At 64.8% G+C, this 21,447-nt stretch carries 20 protein-coding genes; 13 read left to right on the plus strand and 7 right to left on the minus strand.

What is annotated here, in order from left to right; genetic code table 11:
- The first annotated feature begins 31 nt into the window (after nucleotides 1-31).
- The 4 genes from ACWPOC_RS18030 (at nucleotide 32) to ACWPOC_RS18045 (ending at nucleotide 4,919) form a co-directional block, all read left to right on the plus strand.
- Nucleotides 32-442 (plus strand): LapA family protein, encoded by a 411-nt coding sequence (locus ACWPOC_RS18030; RefSeq protein ID WP_455409103.1) that lies wholly within the window; start codon nucleotides 32-34, stop codon nucleotides 440-442.
- A 79-nt stretch (nucleotides 443-521) separates the two neighbouring features.
- Nucleotides 522-1,652, plus strand: coding sequence for a glutamate--cysteine ligase (locus ACWPOC_RS18035; protein WP_120282687.1), 1,131 nt, complete (start codon nucleotides 522-524; stop codon nucleotides 1,650-1,652).
- 130 nt (nucleotides 1,653-1,782) lie between these two features.
- Nucleotides 1,783-3,180 carry an FAD-dependent monooxygenase gene (locus ACWPOC_RS18040; protein ID WP_120282688.1) on the plus strand — a complete coding sequence of 466 codons (1,398 nt, stop codon included), beginning with the start codon at nucleotides 1,783-1,785 and terminating at the stop codon, nucleotides 3,178-3,180.
- A 422-nt stretch (nucleotides 3,181-3,602) separates the two neighbouring features.
- The gene (locus ACWPOC_RS18045) at nucleotides 3,603-4,919 is read left to right on the plus strand and encodes a cytochrome P450 (protein ID WP_455409104.1); all 1,317 of its coding nucleotides are present in this window, start codon (nucleotides 3,603-3,605) and stop codon (nucleotides 4,917-4,919) included.
- Between the two features lie 78 nt (nucleotides 4,920-4,997).
- Here the strand turns inward: ACWPOC_RS18045 and ACWPOC_RS18050 are convergent, their stop codons facing one another.
- Nucleotides 4,998-5,558, minus strand: a complete 561-nt coding sequence (locus ACWPOC_RS18050; protein ID WP_120282690.1) for a TetR/AcrR family transcriptional regulator — start codon at nucleotides 5,556-5,558, stop codon at nucleotides 4,998-5,000.
- A 238-nt stretch (nucleotides 5,559-5,796) separates the two neighbouring features.
- Between ACWPOC_RS18050 and ACWPOC_RS18055 the strand changes: the two genes are divergently transcribed.
- Nucleotides 5,797-6,759, plus strand: coding sequence for an alpha/beta hydrolase (locus ACWPOC_RS18055; RefSeq protein WP_455409105.1), 963 nt, complete (start codon nucleotides 5,797-5,799; stop codon nucleotides 6,757-6,759).
- 191 nt (nucleotides 6,760-6,950) lie between these two features.
- The gene (locus ACWPOC_RS18060) at nucleotides 6,951-7,478 is read left to right on the plus strand and encodes an ester cyclase (RefSeq protein WP_120284283.1); all 528 of its coding nucleotides are present in this window, start codon (nucleotides 6,951-6,953) and stop codon (nucleotides 7,476-7,478) included.
- A gap of 304 nt (nucleotides 7,479-7,782) precedes the next feature.
- Here the strand turns inward: ACWPOC_RS18060 and ACWPOC_RS18065 are convergent, their stop codons facing one another.
- The gene (locus ACWPOC_RS18065; protein WP_120282692.1) at nucleotides 7,783-8,064 is read right to left on the minus strand and encodes a hypothetical protein; all 282 of its coding nucleotides are present in this window, start codon (nucleotides 8,062-8,064) and stop codon (nucleotides 7,783-7,785) included.
- Between the two features lie 205 nt (nucleotides 8,065-8,269).
- Here ACWPOC_RS18065 and ACWPOC_RS18070 point away from each other — a divergent pair, with 205 nt between their 5' ends.
- The 3 genes from ACWPOC_RS18070 to ACWPOC_RS18080 all read left to right on the plus strand — a co-directional run bounded on the left by ACWPOC_RS18070 (nucleotide 8,270) and on the right by ACWPOC_RS18080 (nucleotide 12,918).
- Nucleotides 8,270-8,746, plus strand: coding sequence for a 5' nucleotidase, NT5C type (locus tag ACWPOC_RS18070; RefSeq protein ID WP_120282693.1), 477 nt, complete (start codon nucleotides 8,270-8,272; stop codon nucleotides 8,744-8,746).
- 690 nt (nucleotides 8,747-9,436) lie between these two features.
- Nucleotides 9,437-10,918 (plus strand): glyceraldehyde-3-phosphate dehydrogenase, encoded by a 1,482-nt coding sequence (locus tag ACWPOC_RS18075; RefSeq protein WP_081314714.1) that lies wholly within the window; start codon nucleotides 9,437-9,439, stop codon nucleotides 10,916-10,918.
- A gap of 593 nt (nucleotides 10,919-11,511) precedes the next feature.
- Nucleotides 11,512-12,918: a selenium-binding protein SBP56-related protein gene (locus tag ACWPOC_RS18080; RefSeq protein ID WP_120282694.1), complete on the plus strand. Its 1,407-nt coding sequence runs from the start codon at nucleotides 11,512-11,514 to the stop codon at nucleotides 12,916-12,918.
- 53 nt (nucleotides 12,919-12,971) lie between these two features.
- Here ACWPOC_RS18080 and ACWPOC_RS18085 read toward each other — a convergent pair whose 3' ends face one another.
- From ACWPOC_RS18085 to ACWPOC_RS18095, 3 genes are all read right to left on the minus strand, one after another.
- Entirely contained in the window at nucleotides 12,972-13,730 is a 759-nt protein-coding gene (locus ACWPOC_RS18085) for a cutinase family protein (protein WP_455409106.1), read from the minus strand.
- 138 nt (nucleotides 13,731-13,868) lie between these two features.
- Entirely contained in the window at nucleotides 13,869-14,765 is an 897-nt protein-coding gene (locus ACWPOC_RS18090; RefSeq protein WP_120282696.1) for an alpha/beta fold hydrolase, read from the minus strand.
- Nucleotides 14,762-15,439 carry a TetR/AcrR family transcriptional regulator gene (locus tag ACWPOC_RS18095; RefSeq protein ID WP_120282697.1) on the minus strand — a complete coding sequence of 226 codons (678 nt, stop codon included), beginning with the start codon at nucleotides 15,437-15,439 and terminating at the stop codon, nucleotides 14,762-14,764. Before ACWPOC_RS18095 ends, ACWPOC_RS18090 begins: the two co-directional genes overlap by 4 nt.
- A gap of 130 nt (nucleotides 15,440-15,569) precedes the next feature.
- On the opposite strand from ACWPOC_RS18095, the gene ACWPOC_RS18100 reads away from it, so the two are divergent.
- Nucleotides 15,570-16,217 (plus strand): pyridoxamine 5'-phosphate oxidase family protein, encoded by a 648-nt coding sequence (locus ACWPOC_RS18100; RefSeq protein WP_225623556.1) that lies wholly within the window; start codon nucleotides 15,570-15,572, stop codon nucleotides 16,215-16,217.
- A gap of 24 nt (nucleotides 16,218-16,241) precedes the next feature.
- Here the strand turns inward: ACWPOC_RS18100 and ACWPOC_RS18105 are convergent, their stop codons facing one another.
- Both ACWPOC_RS18105 and ACWPOC_RS18110 read right to left on the minus strand, forming a co-directional pair.
- Complete coding sequence (locus tag ACWPOC_RS18105; protein ID WP_120282699.1) at nucleotides 16,242-17,525, minus strand: competence/damage-inducible protein A; 1,284 nt, start codon at nucleotides 17,523-17,525, stop codon at nucleotides 16,242-16,244.
- Between the two features lie 24 nt (nucleotides 17,526-17,549).
- Nucleotides 17,550-19,034, minus strand: coding sequence for an adenylate/guanylate cyclase domain-containing protein (locus ACWPOC_RS18110; RefSeq protein ID WP_455409107.1), 1,485 nt, complete (start codon nucleotides 19,032-19,034; stop codon nucleotides 17,550-17,552).
- Nucleotides 19,035-19,202: 168 nt separating this feature from the next.
- Here ACWPOC_RS18110 and ACWPOC_RS18115 point away from each other — a divergent pair, with 168 nt between their 5' ends.
- The 3 genes from ACWPOC_RS18115 to ACWPOC_RS18125 are packed head-to-tail and all read left to right on the plus strand — an operon-like array spanning nucleotide 19,203 to nucleotide 21,255.
- On the plus strand, nucleotides 19,203-19,637 hold the full coding sequence (locus ACWPOC_RS18115) for a hypothetical protein (RefSeq protein WP_455409108.1): 435 nt from the start codon (nucleotides 19,203-19,205) through the stop codon (nucleotides 19,635-19,637).
- Nucleotides 19,634-20,863 (plus strand): NRAMP family divalent metal transporter, encoded by a 1,230-nt coding sequence (locus ACWPOC_RS18120; protein WP_120282702.1) that lies wholly within the window; start codon nucleotides 19,634-19,636, stop codon nucleotides 20,861-20,863. The genes ACWPOC_RS18115 and ACWPOC_RS18120 overlap by 4 nt, the downstream gene beginning before the upstream one ends.
- The gene (locus tag ACWPOC_RS18125; protein ID WP_120284285.1) at nucleotides 20,860-21,255 is read left to right on the plus strand and encodes a hypothetical protein; all 396 of its coding nucleotides are present in this window, start codon (nucleotides 20,860-20,862) and stop codon (nucleotides 21,253-21,255) included. Before ACWPOC_RS18120 ends, ACWPOC_RS18125 begins: the two co-directional genes overlap by 4 nt.
- Nucleotides 21,256-21,447: the final 192 nt, after the last annotated feature.

Below are 21,447 nucleotides of genomic sequence, written 5' to 3' on the forward strand. Positions count from 1 at the left end.
ACCGCAACGGGATAGGGGTACTCCACCGAGCATGACGACCAGCTCGAAGGGCCCCGGTGATTCGAACTCCGACTTCTCTCCGTCCGCGCGGCGTAGCGATACTCCGGTCCCCCCATCCGGCGTGACACCGGATCCGGACGCTTCCAGCAGGCTGCATCCCGACGTCGCCCGTGGGAAAGGCATCAGGGGCACCCGTACCGGGGCGTTGTGGACCGCTCTGATCGTCGGTATGTTGATCCTGCTGTTGCTGTTGGTGTTCATCCTGCAGAACCTGGACAGCGTCACCCTCGAATTGTTCGCGTGGGACTTCTCATTGCCGCTGGGGGTGGCATTGCTGTTTGCTGCGATCGCCGGAGCAGTGATCGTCGGACTCGCCGGCGGTCTGCGAATCTTGCAGCTCCGCCACGCTGCCAACCGGCAACGCGCACGTACCGTCCGGTAAGTCAGATCCCCGGCTGCAGTACACCCTCGCCGGCCGCACTTCCTTCGTAGAGTGAAAGACCTCGAGTGGGGAGAACGCCATGGCCGCCACAGGACCGATCAACACCTCTCCTGTGCGCGGCGGGATGGCGGCAACGATCGGCGTCGAAGAGGAATTCGTCCTGGTCGATCCCCGTACCGGTCGTCCCCTCCTGCGCAGTCTCGACGTGATCGAGGCCGGGCGCGCACTCAGCATCGAGCTCGAGGTCGAGCTCTCCCCATGTCAGGTCGAGACCGCCACTGCGGTATGTACACACCCGCAGGATCTACGCGAACAGCTGCGCCGCTCCCGCGCGACGGCCGCCGACGCCGCAGCGCGCGCAGGATGCCGGCTCGTCGCGGTCGGAACCCCGATCTTCGAACCTCCGAGCGGCTCGGTCACTGCCACGCCGCGCTACCGACGCATGGCCCAGCACTACGGTGGCGTCGCCGACGGCGTGATCTGCGGATGCCACGTGCATATCGGTGTCGACGATCGTGACCGCGCGGCCCAGCTGATCAACCATCTGCGTCCGTGGCTTCCCACTCTGCTGGCGCTGACCGCGAATTCCCCGATCGCCGACGGTCGGGACACCGGTTATGCCAGCTGGCGATACCTGCGATGGGGGCACTGGCCGAGCGCGGGACTGCCCCCGCAGTGTGCCTCGGCTGCGCACTACGACGCGGCGGTCGAATCGCTGCTCACCACCGGCACGATCCTGGACCCTCGAATGGTCTATTGGGATGTGCGGCTCTCCGCGCATCATCCGACCCTCGAGATCCGCATCGCGGATGTCCCCGCGACCGTCGAGGAGACCGTCACGCTGGCCACCTTGGTGTATGCATTGGTCGCCCAGGCGACGGCGTCGATCGAACGCGGTGAGTCGGCGCCTTCGGTCGATCAGGAGCTGCTGCGCGCGGCGTGCTGGAGAGCGGCCCGGGACGGTCTGGCCGGGCACGGTGTCGATCTCGGCTCTGCGCAGTTGGTTCCGGCTGTCGATCTGATCCGACGTCTGCTCGTTCAGCTCCGGCCCGTCCTCGAGGAACTCGACGTCTATTCGTCCGTGCACGACGCGCTGGGGGTGACCCTGGACCGAGGCAACGGCGCGATCCGGCAACGTCGCATCCTCGAGTGCGGGGGTTCCTTCACCGATGTGGTTGCCGACGCGACGCGGCGCACGGTGGAGAATTGACCCTCGGCCGTGGTTGCTGACAGTGCCCGGAACGCCCCTGTTGCTACACCGTGGCGCGAGCTCGAATCGGATCGCATACCCCCCGGTTGAGGGATGGTTCTCGACCTGGCGGCGGCAACACACTGAAGTCATGACTGAGATCAGGAACTCGACTGCGGTAGTGATCGGTGCCGGAGTGGGGGGATTGCTGGCCGCCCGTGCGCTCAGCGACCGCTTCGATCGAGTGATCGTCGTCGAGCGCGATACGTTGCCGAAAGCGCCGAGTGCACGGCGATGTGTGCCGCAGGGTTGGCATGCACACGCCTTGACCGTGCGAGGCAAGGAGATCATGAATGAATTGTTCCCCGGCTTCGTCGAGGAATTGATCGACCACGGTGCACCAACCGGAGATCAGCTGTCTGACGTCCGGTTGGTCTTGGACGGTCACCGCTGGGCGCGAGGTAGGTCGGGGGTCCGTCCGGTGCTCGTCAGCCGTCCGTTCCTCGAGGGACATCTACGCAGTCGGCTGGAGGCGGTCTCCAATGTGGAGATCATCGACCGGTGTTCGGTCCACGCGATCTCTGTCGATCCGGTGGACCGCACCGTGACCGGAGTGTTGGTGTACGACGAAGAAGACGGTGCGAAGAGCCGGACTATCCCCGCGGATCTGCTCGTCGATGCTTCGGGTCGCAGTTCGAAGGTGCACAAGCTGCTGGAGTTGGAGGGATTCCCGGCACCTGAAGAGGAGCGAATGCCCATTCATCTCACCTACGCCACTCGCCGTTATCGACGAGAGCCGTCGCACCTGCAGGGTGATATCGGTCTGCTCGTCGGCGCGACTCCGAGCAACCCTCGAAGTGGGTATCTGCTGGCGCAGGAGGGCAACAGTTGGATCGTGACGCTGGCCGGTTACGGTGATCATGCGCCGCCACTCGACGAGGATCGATTCGTCGACTTCGCGGCTTCGCTACCTGCGCCGGAATTGGCCGAGCTACTGCGCAACGCCGAGTCGCTCGGTCCCGCGGTTCACTATCGGATTCCCTCCACTGTGCGTCGGCACTTCACGGGTTCCCGACTCCCCAGGGGATATCTACCGTTCGGTGACACCATCTGCAGTTTCAATCCCGTGTATGGCCAGGGGATGAGCGTCGCGGCTATGGAAGCGCTCGTTCTTCGTGAGTGTTGTGCTGAGAACAACGACACGCTGGCGTACCGCTTCCTGCGCGGAATCGAACCTATCCTCGACGAGGCATGGTCGATGTCTGCAGACTCGGATCTGCGGATGCCTTTCGTGGAAGGAGATCGGTCCGTGCAGACGAGGCTGATGAACGCCTACCTGGGCTTGCTGTATCGGGCCGGTGTCAACGACCCCCAGGTGGGGGCTGCGTTCGCGCGGGTCGCCCATCTTCTCGACCGTCCTGAGTCGCTGATGCGCCCAATGATGTTCGCGCGCGTGATGTGGGGGAGTGCGCGCCTCGGTTTATCGGCGAAATCGGGTGACCGAGACTCTGTGTCGGGCACTTTCGCACGACAGCGAGTGGTGTCGTAGGGAGTGACACGTAACATGTTGCCACCGTGTCGGATCGGTGATTGTTGTCCGTGACGTATGCCGAGCGGTCTCGACGGGTCGCGGCAGTGAATCGCCCGGGTGACACATTGTCTCGTCGAGATAATGCGTGCAAACACAACAGAAATCGCTTACGTATCGTGCCGACGGTGGCGATAGCCGGACGCGGACGTCTTGGACCGTGCCACCGCGTTGCGGTTCCGCAGCTACTGCGCCGTTCTGACGCGTGCTCCCGTATTGACTGGTTGCACGCGTCGAATTCGTGTTCATTACCTGTCAAATCGGATGTGGCGGAAAGAAAATCGAGATTTGGTCTGGTGTGGTCGCGCGTTCGGAGGGACACTTGACTCATGGCCAGGACAGCCGAACAGGCCCAGAACTCTCCTCTCCCGCCCACCGTGTCGATGCCGTGGATCAACCGCATCCGAGCACTTCGCAAGTTCGATACCGGTCCCGAAACGTTCCGTGATGCCGGAGGGCCGGTCACCCTTGTTCGTACCGGTCCCGGACGATGGACGCCGACGTTCGCCATCGTCACGTCACCGCAGGGCGCTCACGATGTGCTCGGCGGCGCCGACGGTGCCTTCGACAAGGAGACAGAGCTTTTCGTCCAGGCACGGCTGTGGGGCGGTAAGAACGTGTTCAATCTTCCTCACGACCCGTGGGTGCCTCGTCGACGAGCGCTGCAACCGTTGTTCACGAAACAACACGTAGCCCTCTACGCCGATCGTATGGCAGAAACTGCCGACGCTATGGCGACGGAGTGGCTCGAGCGCGGCACGGTCGACCTCGATCGGGAAACGCGAAGGCTGACCTTGCGAGTGCTCGGACGATCGTTGTTCGGGATCGACCTCAGCGGGCGGGCCGACACCCTCGGGCCGCATCTCACCCGAGCACTGCAGTTCGTCACCCGTCGCGGATTGCAGCCTGTGCGGGCCCCGGCCTGGATGCCGACTCCCGCCCGGCACCGGTTCCACAAGTCCATGATGGTCATCACCGAAGCGCTCGAGGAAGCGATGGCGGACGCGCGCACCGGGTCCGAGACCAGCGCCGAATTGATTCGACGATTCTTCCAACTCGCCGATCCAGCGACCGGTATGCCGTTCAGTGATGAGGACATTCGAAATGAGCTGTTCGCCTTCCTGTTCGCTGGTCACGACACCACCGCCACCACGCTGACGTACAGCCTGTGGCAATTGGGCCGTAACCCGGAGATGCAGGATCGTGTGGCGGAGGAAGGTAGTGCAGTCGGTGATCGTCCTCTACGGGCAGCCGATATCGGCCGCTTGCCGTACACCGTGCGGGTGCTCCATGAAGCATTGCGGATGTGTCCTCCAGGGGCGATAGTGGCGCGGAGGGCGATGCGGAACGTCGAGGTGGACGGTTACCGAATCCCGGCCGGAACAAATGTGGCGGTGGGAATTTACGCGTTGCATCACGACATTACGCTCTGGGAACATCCGGAACGCTTCGATCCGGATCGGTTCGACCGGGAGCGATCATCGCCACCCCCGCGCTGGCAGTATCTGCCGTTCGGTGGAGGGCCCCGTACCTGCATCGGTGACCACTTCGCCATGCTCGAAGCTACTCTGGCTCTGGCCGGAATCGTCCGAAGGGTGCGGACCGAGTCCCTTGCGAACGACTTCGCAGTGGTTACACCTTTCACCCTGGTTGCCGCCGGACCCGTTCCGGCACGGATGCAGGCGAGAACCGTTGCTTGAGTTCGCTACTCGTGGTTGGAGGCCCGGATTCAACCGAGCCTTCCGTCCCGGCTCGTTCTCGTGTCGACGTGCCTGGTGCTACTTACCGGCCAGTGCGGAGTTGATGAGGATTTCTGCTGCGGCACGTGCCTGTGCCGCAGCATCCGTCGTGCCGGCGATCGCCGCGGTGGTCTGAGCGCCTTCGGCGAGGATGGCGAGCTGAGGAGCGAGAGAGTCGGGTGCACCGGCCTCGGCGACGAGGCGCGCAACGTAGCGCTGGAAATCGGCCTTGTGCTCGCGCACGATCTCAGCGACGCGCGGGTTCGCCGACCCGAGTTCCCCGAAAGCGTTGATGAATCCGCAGCCGCGGAAGTGAGGGTCCGCGAACCAGTCGCTCAAGAAGTCGTACACGGCCAGCAGGCGGGCTGCCGGGTCGGCGATCGCGTCGACCTTCGCTTCGACCCCCTTCGTCCACATCTCGTGACGGCCGGCGAGGACAGCCGCGATCAACTCGTCCTTCGAGGGGAACTCCTTGTAGAGCGCGCGTAGCGACACCCCGGCGGCATCGCGCACGGCGTCCATGCCCACCTGGCCGAAGCCGCGGCTGTAGAAGAGTGCATCGGCGGTTTCGACGATGCGGGTACGGGTCTCTTCGTTCACGCCGCCAGTCTACGCACCCTGAGAACGCTGGTTCTCCAGGCCTCGGTCCGGGGCGGCACGGGATCTGCCGATGCATCGTCCACCGCGTGGACTATCGGCGTCCTGCCTCCTCGGCTGGGTCCCGACGAAATCCTCGGCTCCCTCTTGACGTTGAGAACGGTCGTTCTCTACAGTCGACACCAGATCGAGAACGGTCGTTCTCGATCTCCGGCTCCATCGATCAAAAGGAAGTTCCGTCATGGCCGCGAACCCGAAGAACATTTCCCTCGAGCCGGCCGCCCAAGCGTTCGTCGAGGCGACCGCCAATCCGCCGTATCTCTACCAACTCGCTCCCGAAGACGGCCGAAAAGCTGTCGACGGTGTGCAGGACGAACCGATCTTCAAGCTGGCGATCGATGAGGAATGGATCGAGATCCCAGGTGGCCCGTCCGGGACGGTCCAGGTTCGCATCGTGCGCCCGGCCGGGGTCACCGGCACGCTCCCGGTCATCGTCTACACGCACGGCGCCGGATGGGTCTTCGGCGACGCCCACACCCACGATCGCCTCGTGCGCGACCTCGCCGTGGGTGCGAACGCCGCCGTCGTCTTCCCCGAGTACGGCCGCTCACCCGAGGTGCGCTACCCCCACGCGATCGAGCAGGTCTGGGCCACCGCGCAGTGGATCGCGAGGGCTGGCGCCGACAAGAACCTCGACGGCACCCGCCTGGGGGTCGCCGGTGACTCGGTCGGCGGCAACATGACCGCGGCCCTGACCTTGCTCGCCAAGGAACGTGGTGGCATCGACATCACCGCCCAGGTCCTGTTCTACCCCGTCACCGACGCCGCCTTCGACACCGCCAGCTACCACGAGTTCGCCGAGGGATACTTCCTCACCCGCGAGGGCATGAAATGGTTCTGGGACCGGTACACGACCGACGAGGCCGAGCGCGCCCAGATCACCGCCTCGCCGTTGCGTGCGACCATCGACCAGCTCAGCGGATTGCCGCCGGCGCTCGTCATCACGGCCGAAGCCGACGTGCTGCGTGACGAAGGTGAGGCCTACGCCGCCAAGCTCCGTCAGGCCGGTGTTCCCACAACTGCGGTGCGCTATCAGGGCATCATTCACGACTTTGTCATGGTCAACTCTCTGCACGACACGTTCGCCGCGAAGGCCGCAGTTGCGCAGGCTGTTGCTTTCCTCCGGGACGCTCTGCACGCGTAGCCGATTCACGCTGCGGCGCTCGCACGACTTCGAGGCGGGCGCCGCGGCTGTAGTGTCGGGACAGCAGTGGCCTTCCCCGCACTACCCGGCATCGTTGTGGGCGGTCGTTTACGTCCGCGTTCGGATGGGTGAGCGTTAGCCTCGGGAGAGGAAGATTCCGTGCAGTAATACCACCGTGCATGGGAGCAGAGATGCCCGATCACACCATTTCCTCGACTCCGATCGCACCGCCGAACGATGCGTCCAAGACCCAACTCGTGCAGTGGGCGATCGGACGCATCAGCGCCCAGGACCTCGACAGTCTGCGCAACTTCTGGACCGTCGACACCACCGTGTATTTCCCTACCGGGACGTGCCACGGCCACGCCGAAATCGCGGCCTACTTCGAACAGGTCTTCGCCGCTCTCGCCGACTTCACCCTCGAGATCGTCTCGGTCGCCGAGTCCGGACACGATGTTCTCGTCCACTGGCACCTGACCGGGCAGCACGTCGGAGCCTTCATGGGCATCGCCGGCACAGGGCGACACATCGACCTCGAGGGATTCGACCACTTCGTCGTCGAGAACGGACACGTCGTCACCAACACTGTGCGCTACGACCAGATGGAATTCGCCCGTCAGATCAAGTTGTTACCCGCCGACGGGTCAGTTGCCGACCGCGCATTGAAGGCTGTCTTCAATGGCGCGACTCGTGCCAGGCACTTTGCCCGCAGACGGTAGGTAGACGACCCGGCCGGCACGGTTACGAGCTGTTCTTCCGCCGAAAGTGCCGCCGCGAAACACCGTCGGCTGAGCCTTCGATAGGTCGATCCATCGGCACGGCGTGGCCTGCCGCCAGGACCCCGTCCGACGGCAGCGAAGGTCCGGTCGGTTGTCGGGAGCACCGAAACGCCCGGCCGGTCGAACACCGGTTCTGAACTGGTGCGATGACACGTCCCCGGGTTTGGGCAGCCTCACTGCCGGCTCCGGGAAACGCACATCCTCGGAGCGGTTCTCATCCGGAGAAATACGTGATCGCCCTTGGTCACGGTGTTTCGCTGAAGTCCTCGGGGATGAAGTCGCGCAGCCGCCCATTGACTACGTATCCACGGTGTTCGAGGGTCTGGAGCGCCTCGATGTGCTCCTCCCGGCTGGTGTCCGGGTGGGTGCGTAGTCCGTCGACGGTCGCCGGGTACCCCGGCCCGTGGCTCATGAGGTCGATCAGGGTCCAGAGTGCGACGGGATCTCCCATGAGGTCTTCACTCCACCGGTGTGGGATGTTGACGCCCTCGGAGGTGGTCATGGGAGGCAGGGTGTTGTCGGTCATGGCTTCGACAGTAGGGCGCAGGAGGCTTCGGGGACAGGGGTCGACCCGACTGGCCAGTACAACGAACCGTCCCACTCGGCGGACTGCCTTCGCGTCGATATGCGGGCCTATGACGGACGGGCCCTTGTGAACCAATGGGCTCAACTCACGCTGATACGCAGGGCATAAGCGCACCGCCCCACGATGCCGCAGGTATTGTCACGACGTGACTGATCGTCGAAAGATCCTCTACGTCGACCTCGACAACACGCTGGTTCACTTCAAGTCCGGAATCGCTCGGCTCGGCGCTGCCGATTTCCAGGAATACCAGGACCGCTTTGACGAGGCACCCGGGATCTTCGCGCTGATGGATCCCATCGACGGTGCGATCGAAGCATTCACACTGCTGGCCGAGCACTTCGATGCGTACATACTCTCGACTGCTCCGTGGAAGAACCCATCAGCGTGGTCGGACAAGCTGCTGTGGGTGCAGAAGCATTTCGGCATCGAGCCCACGTCCGTCGCCTACAAGCGATTGATCCTGTCGCACCACAAGAACCTCAATCACGGAGACTTTCTGGTCGACGACCGCGACCACAATGGCGCGAAGGACTTCACGGGTGAACTGGTCAAATTCGGCAGCGCCGAGTTTCCCGACTGGAATGCGGTAACCGCCCATCTTCTGGCTGCAGTCAGGAACTAGCACCATCTCGCAGGCTGCGGACTGGGTCGAAACGATCAGAAAACCTGCAACGCTCACTAAGCAAGTCTTCCTCGGTACCGTCATTTCTCACGGGTTTGCCGCGTGCAGCAGGGTCACGGCATCGGAACGCGCGAGCCGCGGATTCCCGCAGCTCGGAGTAAGTCCTGGGCTCTGCCCCGGTTGTGTGAAATGACAAGTAGAGCTGTCGGCGGTTCGAAGGTTTTGAGAAGGCCGGAGTTCGGTCGAAAAGTCACCAATATGGGAACTCAGTGACATTTGTCGAAATTCAAGATTTTCTGATGGTTGGACTGGCGGTCGTATGGCCGACGAACGAGGCAGTTTCAGTGCTGCGATCCGAGTAGGTCGCAACTGTTTTCCCGTATGCCGCCACAATTGTTGTGACTGGCGACACACGCAGCTCGCCGGTTCGTCTACAGCTCCGGGCGTCGACGAAGCCTTCCTATCGGGGGAGAGACGATCAGCTTCACGCACGCGCGGGCACGTTTCGCCTACCGGGCGTCGACCCGTGAGAGCTCTTTCATATGCTTGGCGGTACGCACGCCGTAATCGGCGTCGGTCGCGTACGGTTCCACCGATCCGGACACCGACCGGCGAGTGACGTGCGTCTCGTCTGGGCTGCACCCAACAGCCTGTGACGTGTCAGACGAGCCGGAAAGGCAGAGGAGCGCAGTGAGCACCCCGGAATTGGCACAGTGGAACTCGCAAGAGGCTATTGCGGAAGCAATGATCCCGATCATCGGCGGTCTGCACCGCCGGCATTCGGTCACGATCTTGCTTCACAGCCGCTCCCTCGTGAACAAGTCGGTGATCGGCATTCTGCGGACGCACCGTTTCGCGCGTCAGATCCGCGGCGACGAGTTGTCCGTCGAGGCGACGTTCCCGTTCCTCGAGGCATTGACCGACCTCGACCTGCAGCCGTCGAAGATCGACCTCGGCCTGCTGGTGACGGCTTATCAGGCCGAGGGTGCCGGACGGTCCATCCCGGAGTTCGTCGCTGAGACCCTCTCGGACCTGGTCGGTGGTGCTCAGACGAGCCCCGCGAAGCCGCAGGACGTGGTCCTGTACGGCTTCGGTCGGATCGGTCGCCTCGTTGCCCGTCTGCTCATCGAGAAGGCCGGCTCGGGGAACGGCCTGAACCTGCGCGCTGTGGTGGTGCGGAAGGGCAGCGGTGACGACCTGACCAAGCGTGCGTCTCTGCTGCGTCGCGACTCCGTCCACGGGCAGTTCAACGGCACGATCAAGGTCGACGCCGAGAACAACGCCCTGATCGCCAACGGCAACGTCATCAAGTTCATCTACAGCAACGATCCGGCGAGCGTCGACTACACCGAGTACGGCATCGACAACGCCATCCTGATCGACAACACCGGCATCTGGCGCGACCGTGACGGGCTGTCGAACCACCTTCGCCCCGGTATCGCCAAGGTGGTGCTCACCGCGCCGGGCAAGGGCGATCTTCCGAACATCGTGCACGGCGTCAACCACCGCGCCATCGACCCGGACGAGAAGATCGTGTCGTGCGCGTCCTGCACCACCAATGCCATCGTTCCGCCGCTGAAGACCATGGACGACAAGTTCGGTGTGGTGCGCGGCCACGTCGAGACGGTGCACTCGTTCACGAACGACCAGAACTTGCTGGACAACTACCACAAGGCCGACCGTCGCGGTCGTTCCGCGCCGTTCAACCTGGTGCTCACCGAGACCGGCGCGGCCTCGGCGGTCGCGAAGGCGCTTCCGGATCTGAAGGCGAAGATCACCGGCAACTCGATCCGCGTTCCTACGCCGGATGTGTCCGTCGCGATCCTTCACCTCCAGCTGACTCGTGAGACCACCAAGGAAGAGGTGCTCGAGCACCTGCACCAGGAGTCGCTCACCGGTGCGCTGCGCCGCAACCTCGACTACACCTCGGCCACCGACGCAGTGTCGAGCGACTTCATCGGTTCGCGCGCGGCGTGCATCATCGACGCCAATGCAGCGATCGTCGACGGCGATACCGCCATTCTTTACGTCTGGTACGACAACGAGTTCGGCTACTCGTGCCAGGTGGTGCGTACCGTCCAGTACCTGTCGGGTGTGGAATACCCCGTCTATCCCATCACGGAAGCCGGCCCCGTGGAGCATGTCGAGGAACCGGCCGCTGCACAGGCATAGCAGTCCTGCACGGATTGCAGTAACGACAGTTCTCCAGGGACTTGTCGACGAGGGAACCCATCCTTGCTCGAGGATGGGTTCCCTTTTGCGTTGGGCCGTTGGTGGCGTCGAGGAGGAGTAGCGGCCGTCGAAACTCGGGGGAGGTTGTGTGCGGTTCCGGTGAAGAACTCGCACAGAACCTCCCCTTATTTCGTCACTTTTTCGCCGTGCCGCTGCAACCAGACCTTCCCGGCCGGGATGTGGCCGATCGCATGGTGTTCGACGACGTTGACGGCGAGGCGACCCACCGGATACCACGGCGGACGCAGCGGGACCTTCAGTGCGAGGGCCCCGGACGGGCCGAGACGTGTTGTCGTGAGCGACAGTCCGCGTTCGCATCTGTACCTGCGACGCGACGCGTGGAAGCACGGATACCGGGTGTGGAGCGGGAGTTCTATCAGCGACCTGGCGCGCGTAGCTGTTCTCGTCGGCGGCGGGGGAGGACAAGCCATCATTCGGAGCCCTGCGCGCTCCCGTGAGTTCACCACGGTTCCGTCCCTCGCGCGATCCTCGTACTCTGACTCGTGGGGTCTCCTCGACGAAGGAGGCTGAAAATGAGTCAGCCGATCACAGACCCGACCTTCTATCGGACAGCGGCAGACGCGGCCGCCGCCCCACCGGAGCGATTGGCCTACGTGGTCGCGTTCGATCGTGCGGCGGACAAACCCGACGCCATGAGCGTGATCGACGTGGATCCCGACTCGGACACCTACGGCCGGGTGGTGGGCTGGACCGAGGTACCCGGGCTGGGCAACGAACTGCATCATTTCGGTTGGAACGCCTGTAGCAGCGCGTTGAAGCACGAGGGCCACGATATGACGGGGTTGGCACGCAGATACCTCATCGTGCCGGGCATCCGCTCGTCGTCCCTGTACGTGCTCGACACCGAGCCCGACCCGCGTCAACCCACCGTGGCCAAAGTCGTGGAGGCTGCCGATCTCGCCGCCAAGGCGGGTTACTCCCGACCGCATACCTTGCACTGTGGGCCGGACGGGGTGTTCATGACCTGCCTGGGCGGTGCCGACGGATCGGACGGCCCGGGCGGGATCGCCCTGCTCGATCACGGCACGTTCGATGTGCTCCGGCAGTGGGAGACCGACCGGGGGCCGCAGTATTTCGCGTACGACGCCTGGTGGCATCTCAACCGGAACACGCTGATCAGCAGCGAGTGGGGCACACCGTCGATGATCGAGAACGGGTTGGTGCCCGAGCTGCTACTGGCGAACGAGTACGGCCATGCCATCCACTTCTGGGACCTCTCGACGGGTGCGCACCAGCAGCGAGTGGACCTCGGCGCCCAGTACCAGATGCCGCTCGAACTGCGCCCGTCGCACGACCCCGAGGCCACGTGGGGATTCGTCGGCGTAGTCGTCTCGACCGAGGACCTGTCCGCGTCGGTCTGGCGCTGGCACCGCGGTGACGACGGTTGGGCGGTGGACAAGGTGATCACCATCCCGGCCGAACCGGCAGAGCCGGACCTGCTGCCACCGGCGCTGAAGCCGTTCGGTGCGGTGCCGCCGCTCGTCTCCGACATCGACCTGTCCGTCGACGACGCGTTCCTCTACGTCTCGTGCTGGGGCACCGGCGAGCTCAAGCAGTTCGACGTGCGCGACCCTGCCCATCCGAAGGAGACCGGATCTGTCCGACTCGGCGGGATCGTCGGCCGCCGCGCCCATCCGGCGGTACCGAGCGAGCCGCTGGCCGGTGGTCCGCAGATGGTCGAGATCAGCCGGGACGGCAAGCGGGTCTACGTCACCAACTCCCTGTACGGGGCCTGGGACGATCAGTTCTACCCGGACGGGGTCGGCGCCTGGATGGCACTGATGCGCACCGACCCTCGCGGCGGGATGGAGATCGACGACCGCTTCTTCCCACACGGCGACGACTTTCGGGGTCTGCGGGCGCACCAGGTTCGTCTCCAAGGTGGCGACGCGTCCTCGGACTCCTACTGCTATCGGTAACGACCGAGTCGGACCCGATTCCACCCGCGCGGCCGACTTCCGGCCCGACTCGGTCAGGGCTGGTAGTCGGGGTACTTCGTATGCAACTGGAAGTATCCCGTCACGTTCTCCCGGAGCCAGTCCTTGCCGTCCTCGGGTGTGCGACCGTCGCAGATCGCGTCGCCTTCGATGCAGACTCGCTCGACACGAATCTCACCGAAGTCGTTCCGGCCGCCGCCGAGCGTCACGCCAGGAGCGACGGGACCCGGGAACAGGGTCTCGACGCCGCGGTCGTCGCGGGGATCGGAGTAGAGGATGCCCGAGATCCGTTCGGGGGGAACGGACCCGTCGGCTGCAATCTCGGCGAGAACGTCGCCGGCGATCGAAGCGCCCTGCGAGTAGCCGAGCACCAACAGGTCCGAATCCGGGCAGGTGCTGTGCCGGACGGTGATCGTCTGGCGGAGTCGCTGATGCCCGATCTGCTTCGACCTGTCGTATGCGATGGTGCCGTCGTCGTCGATGCCGTCGAAATCGTCGTGCGAGCCGGTCCCCGGCAGCGGCACGACCACTGCGGGGTAACGGATGTGTTCGACCACAGTGCCGGGAGCCTCGAACCGAGCGGAGATCTTCGCCAAGGGGGACTCCGGATCGATCGAGTCGAGGGTCTCGAAGCCACGGGTTCCATCGACGGCGAGGATGTACCGCTCAGGGCAGTTGCGGACCGGGTCGGCCGACGCGGAACCGACCGGACCCGCGACGTTCAGTCCTGCGGTGAGCAGACCTGCGGCGAGCAGACCGACGGTGCGTATGCGTCTGCGATCGATCCGGGACATGCGCGATTCTCCTCGTGTGCCCCCGACAGACAACAGTTGACGCCGATAATAGCGATGTCTTATTTGTTCGGCCTGTTAGGGATGCGCGCTTTTCGGTGATCATGCTCACCTCGGTCGGAAACTCCGGTGAATTTCCCGTCAGTGCTCGGCGAGGGTGCGGGCGGCCAGCTCGGTGATGAAGCCGGCGATCTCCTCGGGGTTCTCTTCGGCCATGAAGTGGCCGCTGGTGGTGGACTGGTAGGTGAAATCGGGTGCCCAGGCCTGCCACAGCGCTGAGGCGTCGAAGCCCAGCTGAGAGCCCCAGTTCTGGGAGATGACCGCGACGGGCATAGTGAGCTGAGTGCCGCGTTCGCGGTCGGCGAGGTCCATGTCGAGGTCGATGCCGGCGGTAGCTCGGTAGTCGGCCACGATCGAGTCGACAGAGTCGATGGAGCTGGTGACGTAGTGGTCGCGCTCCTCGGGCGTGAAGGTCGTTCCGGTCGGGTCCCACGCGTCGAGGAACGAGCCGAAGAATTCCGGGGCGACTGCGGCGATCATCTTCTCGGGCATCCCTGCGGGCTGGGCCATGAGATAGAGGTGCCAGGCCACCTTCGCGTTCACGCCCTGGAGTACCGCCCAGGTGTCCATCGTGGGCAGGACATCGAGGATGCCGAGACAGTCGACGGCGTCGGGGTGGTCGAGTCCTGTACGGACGGCGACGAGCGCGCCGCGGTCGTGACCGACGAGCCCGAAGTGGTCGAATCCGATCTCACGGGCGAGGGCGACGACGTCGTTCGCCATCGTGCGCTTGGAATAGGTTTCGGGGTTGTCGGCAGGGGGCCGGTCGCTGGCGCCGTAGCCGCGCAGGTCGGGGACGATCACGGTGTGATCGTCGGCGAGTATGTGGGCGACGTGGCGCCACATGTAGTGGGTCTGCGGGAAACCGTGCAGCAGGACGACGGCCGGGCCCTCGCCGCCGATGGCGACATTGAGGTTCACGCCACCGTCCCCGTTGATCGTGCGGTAGGTGAAGTCCTCGATGGTGCAGCGGGTCATGGGGTCTCCGTAGTCGTGGTGGAGGTTTCGGGGTGGCCGGAGAAGATGCCGGCAGGCAGGTCCGTTCGGCCGGCGGACGCGGTGAGCGCCGGAATGACGACCGTGTCGACGAGGGCTTCGAGGTAGGTGTCGTCGACGGTGAGGCCGTTCGCTCGTCGCAGGAGCAGGACGGTGCCCACAACTTCCTCATATGCGAATGGTTGAGCGCCCGTGGGAAGTTCGCCTCGAGCAACGGCATCGTCGAGGACCGCCTGGGGGAGACGCGCGCCTGTCGGGCCGACGGTCTCCTCGATGGCGTCGCACAACTCCGGGTCTTCGAGTCCCGCATGGAGCAGCATGAAGGCGGCGTTGCTGTCGGTTGCGGACATGGTGCGGCTGAGGCGCTGCGCAAGGAGCAGCAGATCGTCGCGAAGTGTTTCGCCGCGCCGAAGTGGGACTGCCGAGGGATGCGCAGGGGCGTCCTTCACGGCTGCGAGCACCATGTCGCGCTTGGACGGCCAACGTCGATACAGCGTTGCCTTCGACGCCTGGCAACGTCGAGCGACCGCCTCGAACGTCACGCCTTCGTAGCCTTCCTCGGCCAGTAGCTCGAGAACGGTGGTGGTGATCCGACGCTCGAGTTCGGCGTCGCGTGGACGTCCGCGTTGCGCAGGCGGTTCATTCGGATACGGCACGTTCCGTATCTTAACTCAGGCAACTCATGTTCGACGAACCTCGAAGTCGATACCCACAACTTCCTGATTGCGGCCGACTGTGATGCACTATCTCGCTGTCGACATAACGGACAACGGCGAGGAGATCGGTATGGGGTCGAGGTATCACCATCTGGCGTTCGGCCCGCAGGCGGTGGCTCGTCAGGAAGCTGCAGGCAGCATCGTTGCCTATGGCGCCGACCTCGACGAACCCGATCAAGGACCTCAATTGTTGGGCGACCGCGAACTCGCTCTCGTACGCGAAAGCTTCCAGTTCCACATGGCGACGGTGACCCCGAGCGGATGGCCCTATGTCCAGTACCGCAGTGGACCCGTCGGGTTCCTGCACCACCTCGGTGGGCAGACGATCGGGTTCGCGGATCACCGAGGCAACCAGCAGTTCGTCTCGGTCGGGAACATCGCGGCCACCGGGAAGGTCGCGCTGTTCCTCGCGGACTTTCCGCTGAAGAGGCGGTTGAAGGTCTTCGGTACCGCGCGGGTGGTCGATGCGGACGACGACCCGCAGCTTCTCGACCGACTGCGCGATCTCGGAGACGGTCGGAGAATCTCGGCGCGATGCGAACGAAGCATCGTCATCGAGGTCGAGGCCTTCGACTGGAACTGCTCACGGAGCCTGATCCCCCAGTACACCGACGAAGCGGTCCGCGCCCGGATCCGTCCCTACATCGACGAGATCAACGACCTCCGAGCCGAAGTGGATTCCCTCCGGGCCCGCTTGGAGGCGGTAGGAGAGAACTGACGGCCGCCGAGGGTCCGCGCAGGCTCAAGCCCGGCCGAGCCGTGCGACAACCAGATGCAGTGCCGCCGTGGTGGTCAGAGTCCTGACCCGTTCGCGGTCTCCGGGGAAACGGCGGGTGACCGTGTACGTCGGTCGTCCCTCGATCGCGACGCCGAAGCACACCGTGCCCACCGGCTTGGCGTCGGTTCCACCGTCGGGGCCGGCGATCCCGGTGGTGGAGACCGCGACGTCGACCTTCAGGCGACGTCGGGCACCCGCGGCCATGGCTGCGGCGACCTGCTCGCTCACCGCGCCGTGCTCCGCGATCATCTCGGCCGGTACGTCGATCAGATCGGACTTCGCGTCGTTGGAGTACGAGACCACGCCACCCATGACATATGCCGACGACCCGGGACGGTCGGTGAGCCGCGCAGCGACGAGTCCGCCGGTGCACGACTCCGCAGTCGCGATCGTGCGGCCGTCGAGGGCGGCGATCAGCTGGTCGTCGATGGTGGAACCGTCGGTCGAGAATATCTGGCGGCCATGGTGTTCGGTGAGGACATCGAGAAGACGGTGATAGATGCCCGCGTTACCGGAGGCGACCCGCGTCACCATGTCGAGTTCGCCGTGGCGAAGGCAGGTCGTGATCTCGAGGCGATCGAGGCCGGTGATCTCTGCTTCGGCCCGGCGCAGCGTCTCGGCGAGTTGTGCCTCGTGCAATCCGTAGGCACGCACGGTGTGCTGCTGCAGGTCGTCGGCTCGCGACAACACGTTGGCGACCGCAGGGGAGGCGACCGCGCTCGGCCACATCGCCTGCAGCTCACCGGGCGGTCCGGGCAGGATGACGATGGTCGGTACCGGCCGATCGCCGGCGATCGCGGGGATGACCACGCCCGGCGCTGTACCGGTGGGCGGCAGGGCGGTGGCACCGGCGGGCACGTGCGCCTGCTTGCGGATACCGATGCGCGTCGGCCCGGCGTCGAGATCCGGGGTGTCCGGGCGGAAGCGGCGAATGACACCTGCGATGTGTTCTTCGAGTTCGGGATCGAGCAACAGTTCGCGATCGCAGAACTCCGCGACGGTGGGGACTGTGAGGTCATCGGCGGTGGGACCGAGGCCCCCGCTGGTGACGATGAGGTCGACGCCCTGCTCGGCGAGAAAGCGCAGCTGTGCGGTCAGGTCGGCGGGCCGGTCACCGCAGATCGTGATGTGAGCGACGTCGACGCCGAGTCTCAGGAGTTGGTCGGACAACCACGGTCCGTTCTGGTCGGCGATCCTCCCGGTCAGTACTTCGGTCCCGGTCACGATGATTCCTGCACGCACGCTCACGGTGCCGAGCCTAGTCGGCGACGATCATCGTGGGCGCCTCCCTGCTCTGTTGCGACGGTCTGCAAAGCGGGCGAGTTCACGAAGCATGCCGGGAGCCCGGCGCGCCAAGGTCAGTACTGCCCGGTCCGAGACGGTCGGGCGTGGCGGCAGCGCAGGCTGTGCACGACGGGCCCTGGTCGTCGCCCTGAACACCTGCACCTGACCGGGCACACCTTTGAGTCGATGCCTGCCCAGGTCGGTGAAATCGAAATCTCCGCCGACCGCAAGTTCGCGCACCGCCTGTGAGCATCGCACCTCCCCAGGCCCGGAGGAGGCAGCGATCCGCGCTCCGATGTGGACCGTCATTCCGGTCAACCCGGGACCGGCGCGGGTCACCGACCCGACATGCACACCGGACCGCACAGTGAATCCGAGAGTCGATGTGGCTCGGATGATCCGGTGTGCGCACTGCAGCGCGGCCACGGGACCGTCGAACACACTGAGGGTCCCATCGCCCGCGATGCCCACGAGTGTGCCTCCGCCGGCCTCGACCTCCACACGCACGAGTCTGTCGTGGGCGCCCAGCAACCGTGCGAAGCGGCTGTCACCGACCTCCGCGAGCAGATCGGTGGAGCGGACGACATCGGTGAACAGAACCGCGCCCAGAAACCGATCCGCGTCGACCGGATGGTCCGAGCCGCTGACGAGTTCCTCCACGTGGTCGAGAACAGGGATCAGCACTTCACCCAGCGTTGCGCCGACCGGGATCGGCGGCAGCTCGTAGAAGCGGCCGTTCGGAATATCCGCGGCAACTCTGCGGCCGGCCTCTCGGGCGAACAGAGTGTCCGGCTGGTGCAGGACCTTCGTCGGGCATTGGATCGCCGGCAGAATCGAGGAGTAGTTCGCGCGGAGGGCCCACTCGAGATGTTTCTGGGCTGTTCTCGGTGTGGCGGAGCAACGTTCGAGCAGCGCCATGATCCGTCGGTTGTGTGGGACATCGAGGGTCGGGTGCGTCAGGGACGTGAGTTTCCCTTGACCCCAAAATGCGTACGCATCCCGATACGACTCGACGAACCGGTCTCGCTCGTCAGCAGTCCATCCTAGTGGCGGATCGCCGTCGGACAGCAGGGTGTCGGCCCAGGGTTCGGCGAGGATCAGTCCGGAAATTCGGTCGGGGTGCCGAGCGGCTACCAAGGCGAGGGGCCCGCAGGTGCTGGCCGCGCCGACGAGCGTGGCTCGAGAGACCTCGGCGTCGTCGAGCACCGCGACTACGTCGTCGGCCTGCTCCTCGAGCGTGGGGACGTGCTCGACGGGATCGGACAGTCCGAATCCGCGGCGCTGGAAGAACAACGAACGCGCGAAGCGGGCGCAACGTTCGAAGTTGTAGTGGAAGTGTGGATCGGTCCACATCAGGTCCGGATGCATCATGTCTTCGAAGAACCACGCGATCGGATGTGGCCCCTCGCCCACGGCCTGATACGCCAGTGCGTTGCCGTCGCGCTGGATGTACCGCGTCACGGGCGGATCCATGGGAACAACGATAGGCGCCGGGTCGACAGCGCGACGAGTGTCGACACTGTCGAAACCGACCGGCTACGGAAACCGGCCTCTATCGTGAGGTTGGTGAGGAACGCATGGTCTTCACGGCGCGTCTCGCGGGAGACGGGTAGACGCCGGAGCAGGGGTGCGCTGCTCCATGTGGTCGCTGCAGCGCTGCTCCTGGGTGTCTTCGCATCCGGGTGCGCTTCGATACGCGGCGGGGTGGAAGGCGATTTCGGTCGGGCAGCGCAGCAGATCGGTTCGGCAGCGGTCTCGGCTCAGTTGAGCCTGCAGGTTTTCGCCGACGGTCGCAACACCACCGCCGCCACGGACACCGCACTGTCGGACATGCTCGAAGAGGTCGACCAGGCGGTCTCGGCAACCGCGGATCGAGAGGTGGACACCCCCGAGCAGGGCGACCTGCGCGCCGAGGTCCTGCAGGCGGCGAACACGGTTACCGGACAGATCATCCGGGGTCGAGACATCGTTGCGGGAGTCGGCGGGCAGCCCGAACTGACTGCGGTCGCGGCCGAGCTCGGACGTGCGGGTACAGAGTTGCTCGCGCTCGGAGACCGTCTCGAGGCGGCCGGATGAAAAGACTTTTTGCCGTCGCTCTCGGCATCCTCACCGCGATCGGGGGATTCCTCGATATCGGTGATCTGGTCACCAATGCAGTGGTGGGTGCGCGTTTCGGGTTGTCGCTGGCCTGGGTGGTGCCGGTAGGGGTGCTGGGAATCTGTGTATTCGCGCAGATGTCCGGTCGCGTCGCAGCGGTCAGCGGCCGAGCCACTTTCGAGATCATTCGCGAACGCCTCGGGCCGCGCATGGCAGTGGCGAATCTGAGCGCGTCGTTTCTGATCAACCTGTTGACGTTGACCGCCGAGGTCGGTGGTATCGCGCTGGCGTTGCAATTGGCGAGCAGTGTGAACCCGAAGATGTGGATTCCGGTAGCCGCCCTGGCGGTGTGGCTGGTGATCTGGCGGGTGAAGTTCTCGGTGATGGAGAACGTCACGGGGGTGGTCGGACTGTGCCTGGTCATGTTCGCAGTGGCGGTGTTCCTTCTCGGTCCGGACTGGGGGCAGCTCGCGGACCAGGTGTTCACTCCGTCCCTGTCGGACGGCGAAAACCTGGCCGCATATTGGTACTACGCGATCGCGTTGTTCGGTGCGGCGATGACTCCGTACGAGGTGTTCTTCTTCTCTTCCGGCGCAGTGGAAGAGAAGTGGACGGTGCGAGATCTGGCGAAGTCCCGGCTCAACGTTCTGGTCGGATTTCCCCTCGGCGGCATCCTCTCGGTGGCGATCGCCGCACTGTCGGCGATCGTGCTGATGCCGGGTGGGGTAGAGGTGTCCAGCCTGTCGCAGGTGCTGATTCCGGTGGCCGAGGCGGGAGGGAAACTGGCGGTGGCGGTGATCATCCTCGGGATCGTGGCGGCCACGTTCGGCGCGGCGCTCGAAACCGCACTGTCCGGGGGCTACACCCTGGCGCAGTTCCTGGGGTGGTCGTGGGGCAAGTTCCGACGCCCGGTGGAGGCGGCACGCTTCCACCTGACCATGCTGGTGTTGTTGATCGTCGCCGTCGGTGTGCTGATGACGGGGGTGGACCCGATCCTGGTCACCGAGTACTCGGTGGTGTTCTCCGCGATCGCCCTGCCCTTGACGTATCTACCGGTTCTGATCATCTCCAACGACCCGCAGTACATGGGCGAACATGTCAACGGTCCGGTCGTCAACGCGATCGGTACCGTCTACCTGGTGATCATTGTCGCCGCCTCGGCAGCGGCGATACCGTTGATGATCGTCACCGGAGCAGGACAATGAGCAGATCAGAGCACCCAGCCGGCACCGACCGAGACGGTCGGCTGATCGATGCCCGCCTGCACCTGCTGGACCGGCAGATCCTCGACTGTGACGGCGTACCGGTGGCCACGGTCGATGACATCGAACTCAGCGGCATCGAATCCGACGGCGTCACCTCGTCAGCACCGCGTGTCGAGGCGATCCTCACCGGCTCAACCTTGATGACTCGGATCTTCGGGGGCCGTCTGCCCCGAAGCCGCTTGCATCGCATCAAGTGGGACGACGTTGCCGAGGTCGGTATCACTCTCCGGCTACGAGTGCGGTCCGAGGCCTTAAATGCGACGTGGCCCGAGCGATGGGTACGGGACCAGATCATCGGCCGCATTCCCGGGGGCAGCCATGCTCCTGACTGATCTGCTCGACCTGCCTGTCCACGAGCACAACGGCGACCACGTCGGGTGGGTGTGCGATATACGTTTCCGCATCCCTGCTCGTCCGCCTGAATCGGACCGTGGGGGAGTGCTGTCGCCGGAGGTCGTCGGCATTCTCCTCTCGCCTCGCCGGCGCGGCTCGTACCTCGGATTCGAACGCACCGATGTGCGTGC

This window comes from Rhodococcus sp. 5G237 (assembly GCF_053764735.1).

Bases quoted from the DNA above. Each gene is read 5' to 3' on its own strand.
- ACWPOC_RS18030 (WP_455409103.1), top strand. From the start codon at position 32: ATGACGACCAGCTCGAAGGGCCCCGGTGATTCGAACTCCGACTTCTCT.
- ACWPOC_RS18035 (WP_120282687.1), top strand. From the start codon at position 522: ATGGCCGCCACAGGACCGATCAACACCTCTCCTGTGCGCGGCGGGATG.
- ACWPOC_RS18040 (WP_120282688.1), top strand. From the start codon at position 1,783: ATGACTGAGATCAGGAACTCGACTGCGGTAGTGATCGGTGCCGGAGTG.
- ACWPOC_RS18045 (WP_455409104.1), top strand. From the start codon at position 3,603: ATGCCGTGGATCAACCGCATCCGAGCACTTCGCAAGTTCGATACCGGT.
- ACWPOC_RS18055 (WP_455409105.1), top strand. From the start codon at position 5,797: ATGGCCGCGAACCCGAAGAACATTTCCCTCGAGCCGGCCGCCCAAGCG.
- ACWPOC_RS18060 (WP_120284283.1), top strand. From the start codon at position 6,951: ATGCCCGATCACACCATTTCCTCGACTCCGATCGCACCGCCGAACGAT.
- ACWPOC_RS18065 (WP_120282692.1), bottom strand. From the start codon at position 8,064: ATGACCGACAACACCCTGCCTCCCATGACCACCTCCGAGGGCGTCAAC.
- ACWPOC_RS18080 (WP_120282694.1), top strand. From the start codon at position 11,512: ATGAGTCAGCCGATCACAGACCCGACCTTCTATCGGACAGCGGCAGAC.
- ACWPOC_RS18085 (WP_455409106.1), bottom strand. From the start codon at position 13,730: ATGTCCCGGATCGATCGCAGACGCATACGCACCGTCGGTCTGCTCGCC.
- ACWPOC_RS18090 (WP_120282696.1), bottom strand. From the start codon at position 14,765: ATGACCCGCTGCACCATCGAGGACTTCACCTACCGCACGATCAACGGG.
- ACWPOC_RS18100 (WP_225623556.1), top strand. From the start codon at position 15,570: ATGGGGTCGAGGTATCACCATCTGGCGTTCGGCCCGCAGGCGGTGGCT.
- ACWPOC_RS18110 (WP_455409107.1), bottom strand. From the start codon at position 19,034: ATGGATCCGCCCGTGACGCGGTACATCCAGCGCGACGGCAACGCACTG.
- ACWPOC_RS18120 (WP_120282702.1), top strand. From the start codon at position 19,634: ATGAAAAGACTTTTTGCCGTCGCTCTCGGCATCCTCACCGCGATCGGG.
- ACWPOC_RS18125 (WP_120284285.1), top strand. From the start codon at position 20,860: ATGAGCAGATCAGAGCACCCAGCCGGCACCGACCGAGACGGTCGGCTG.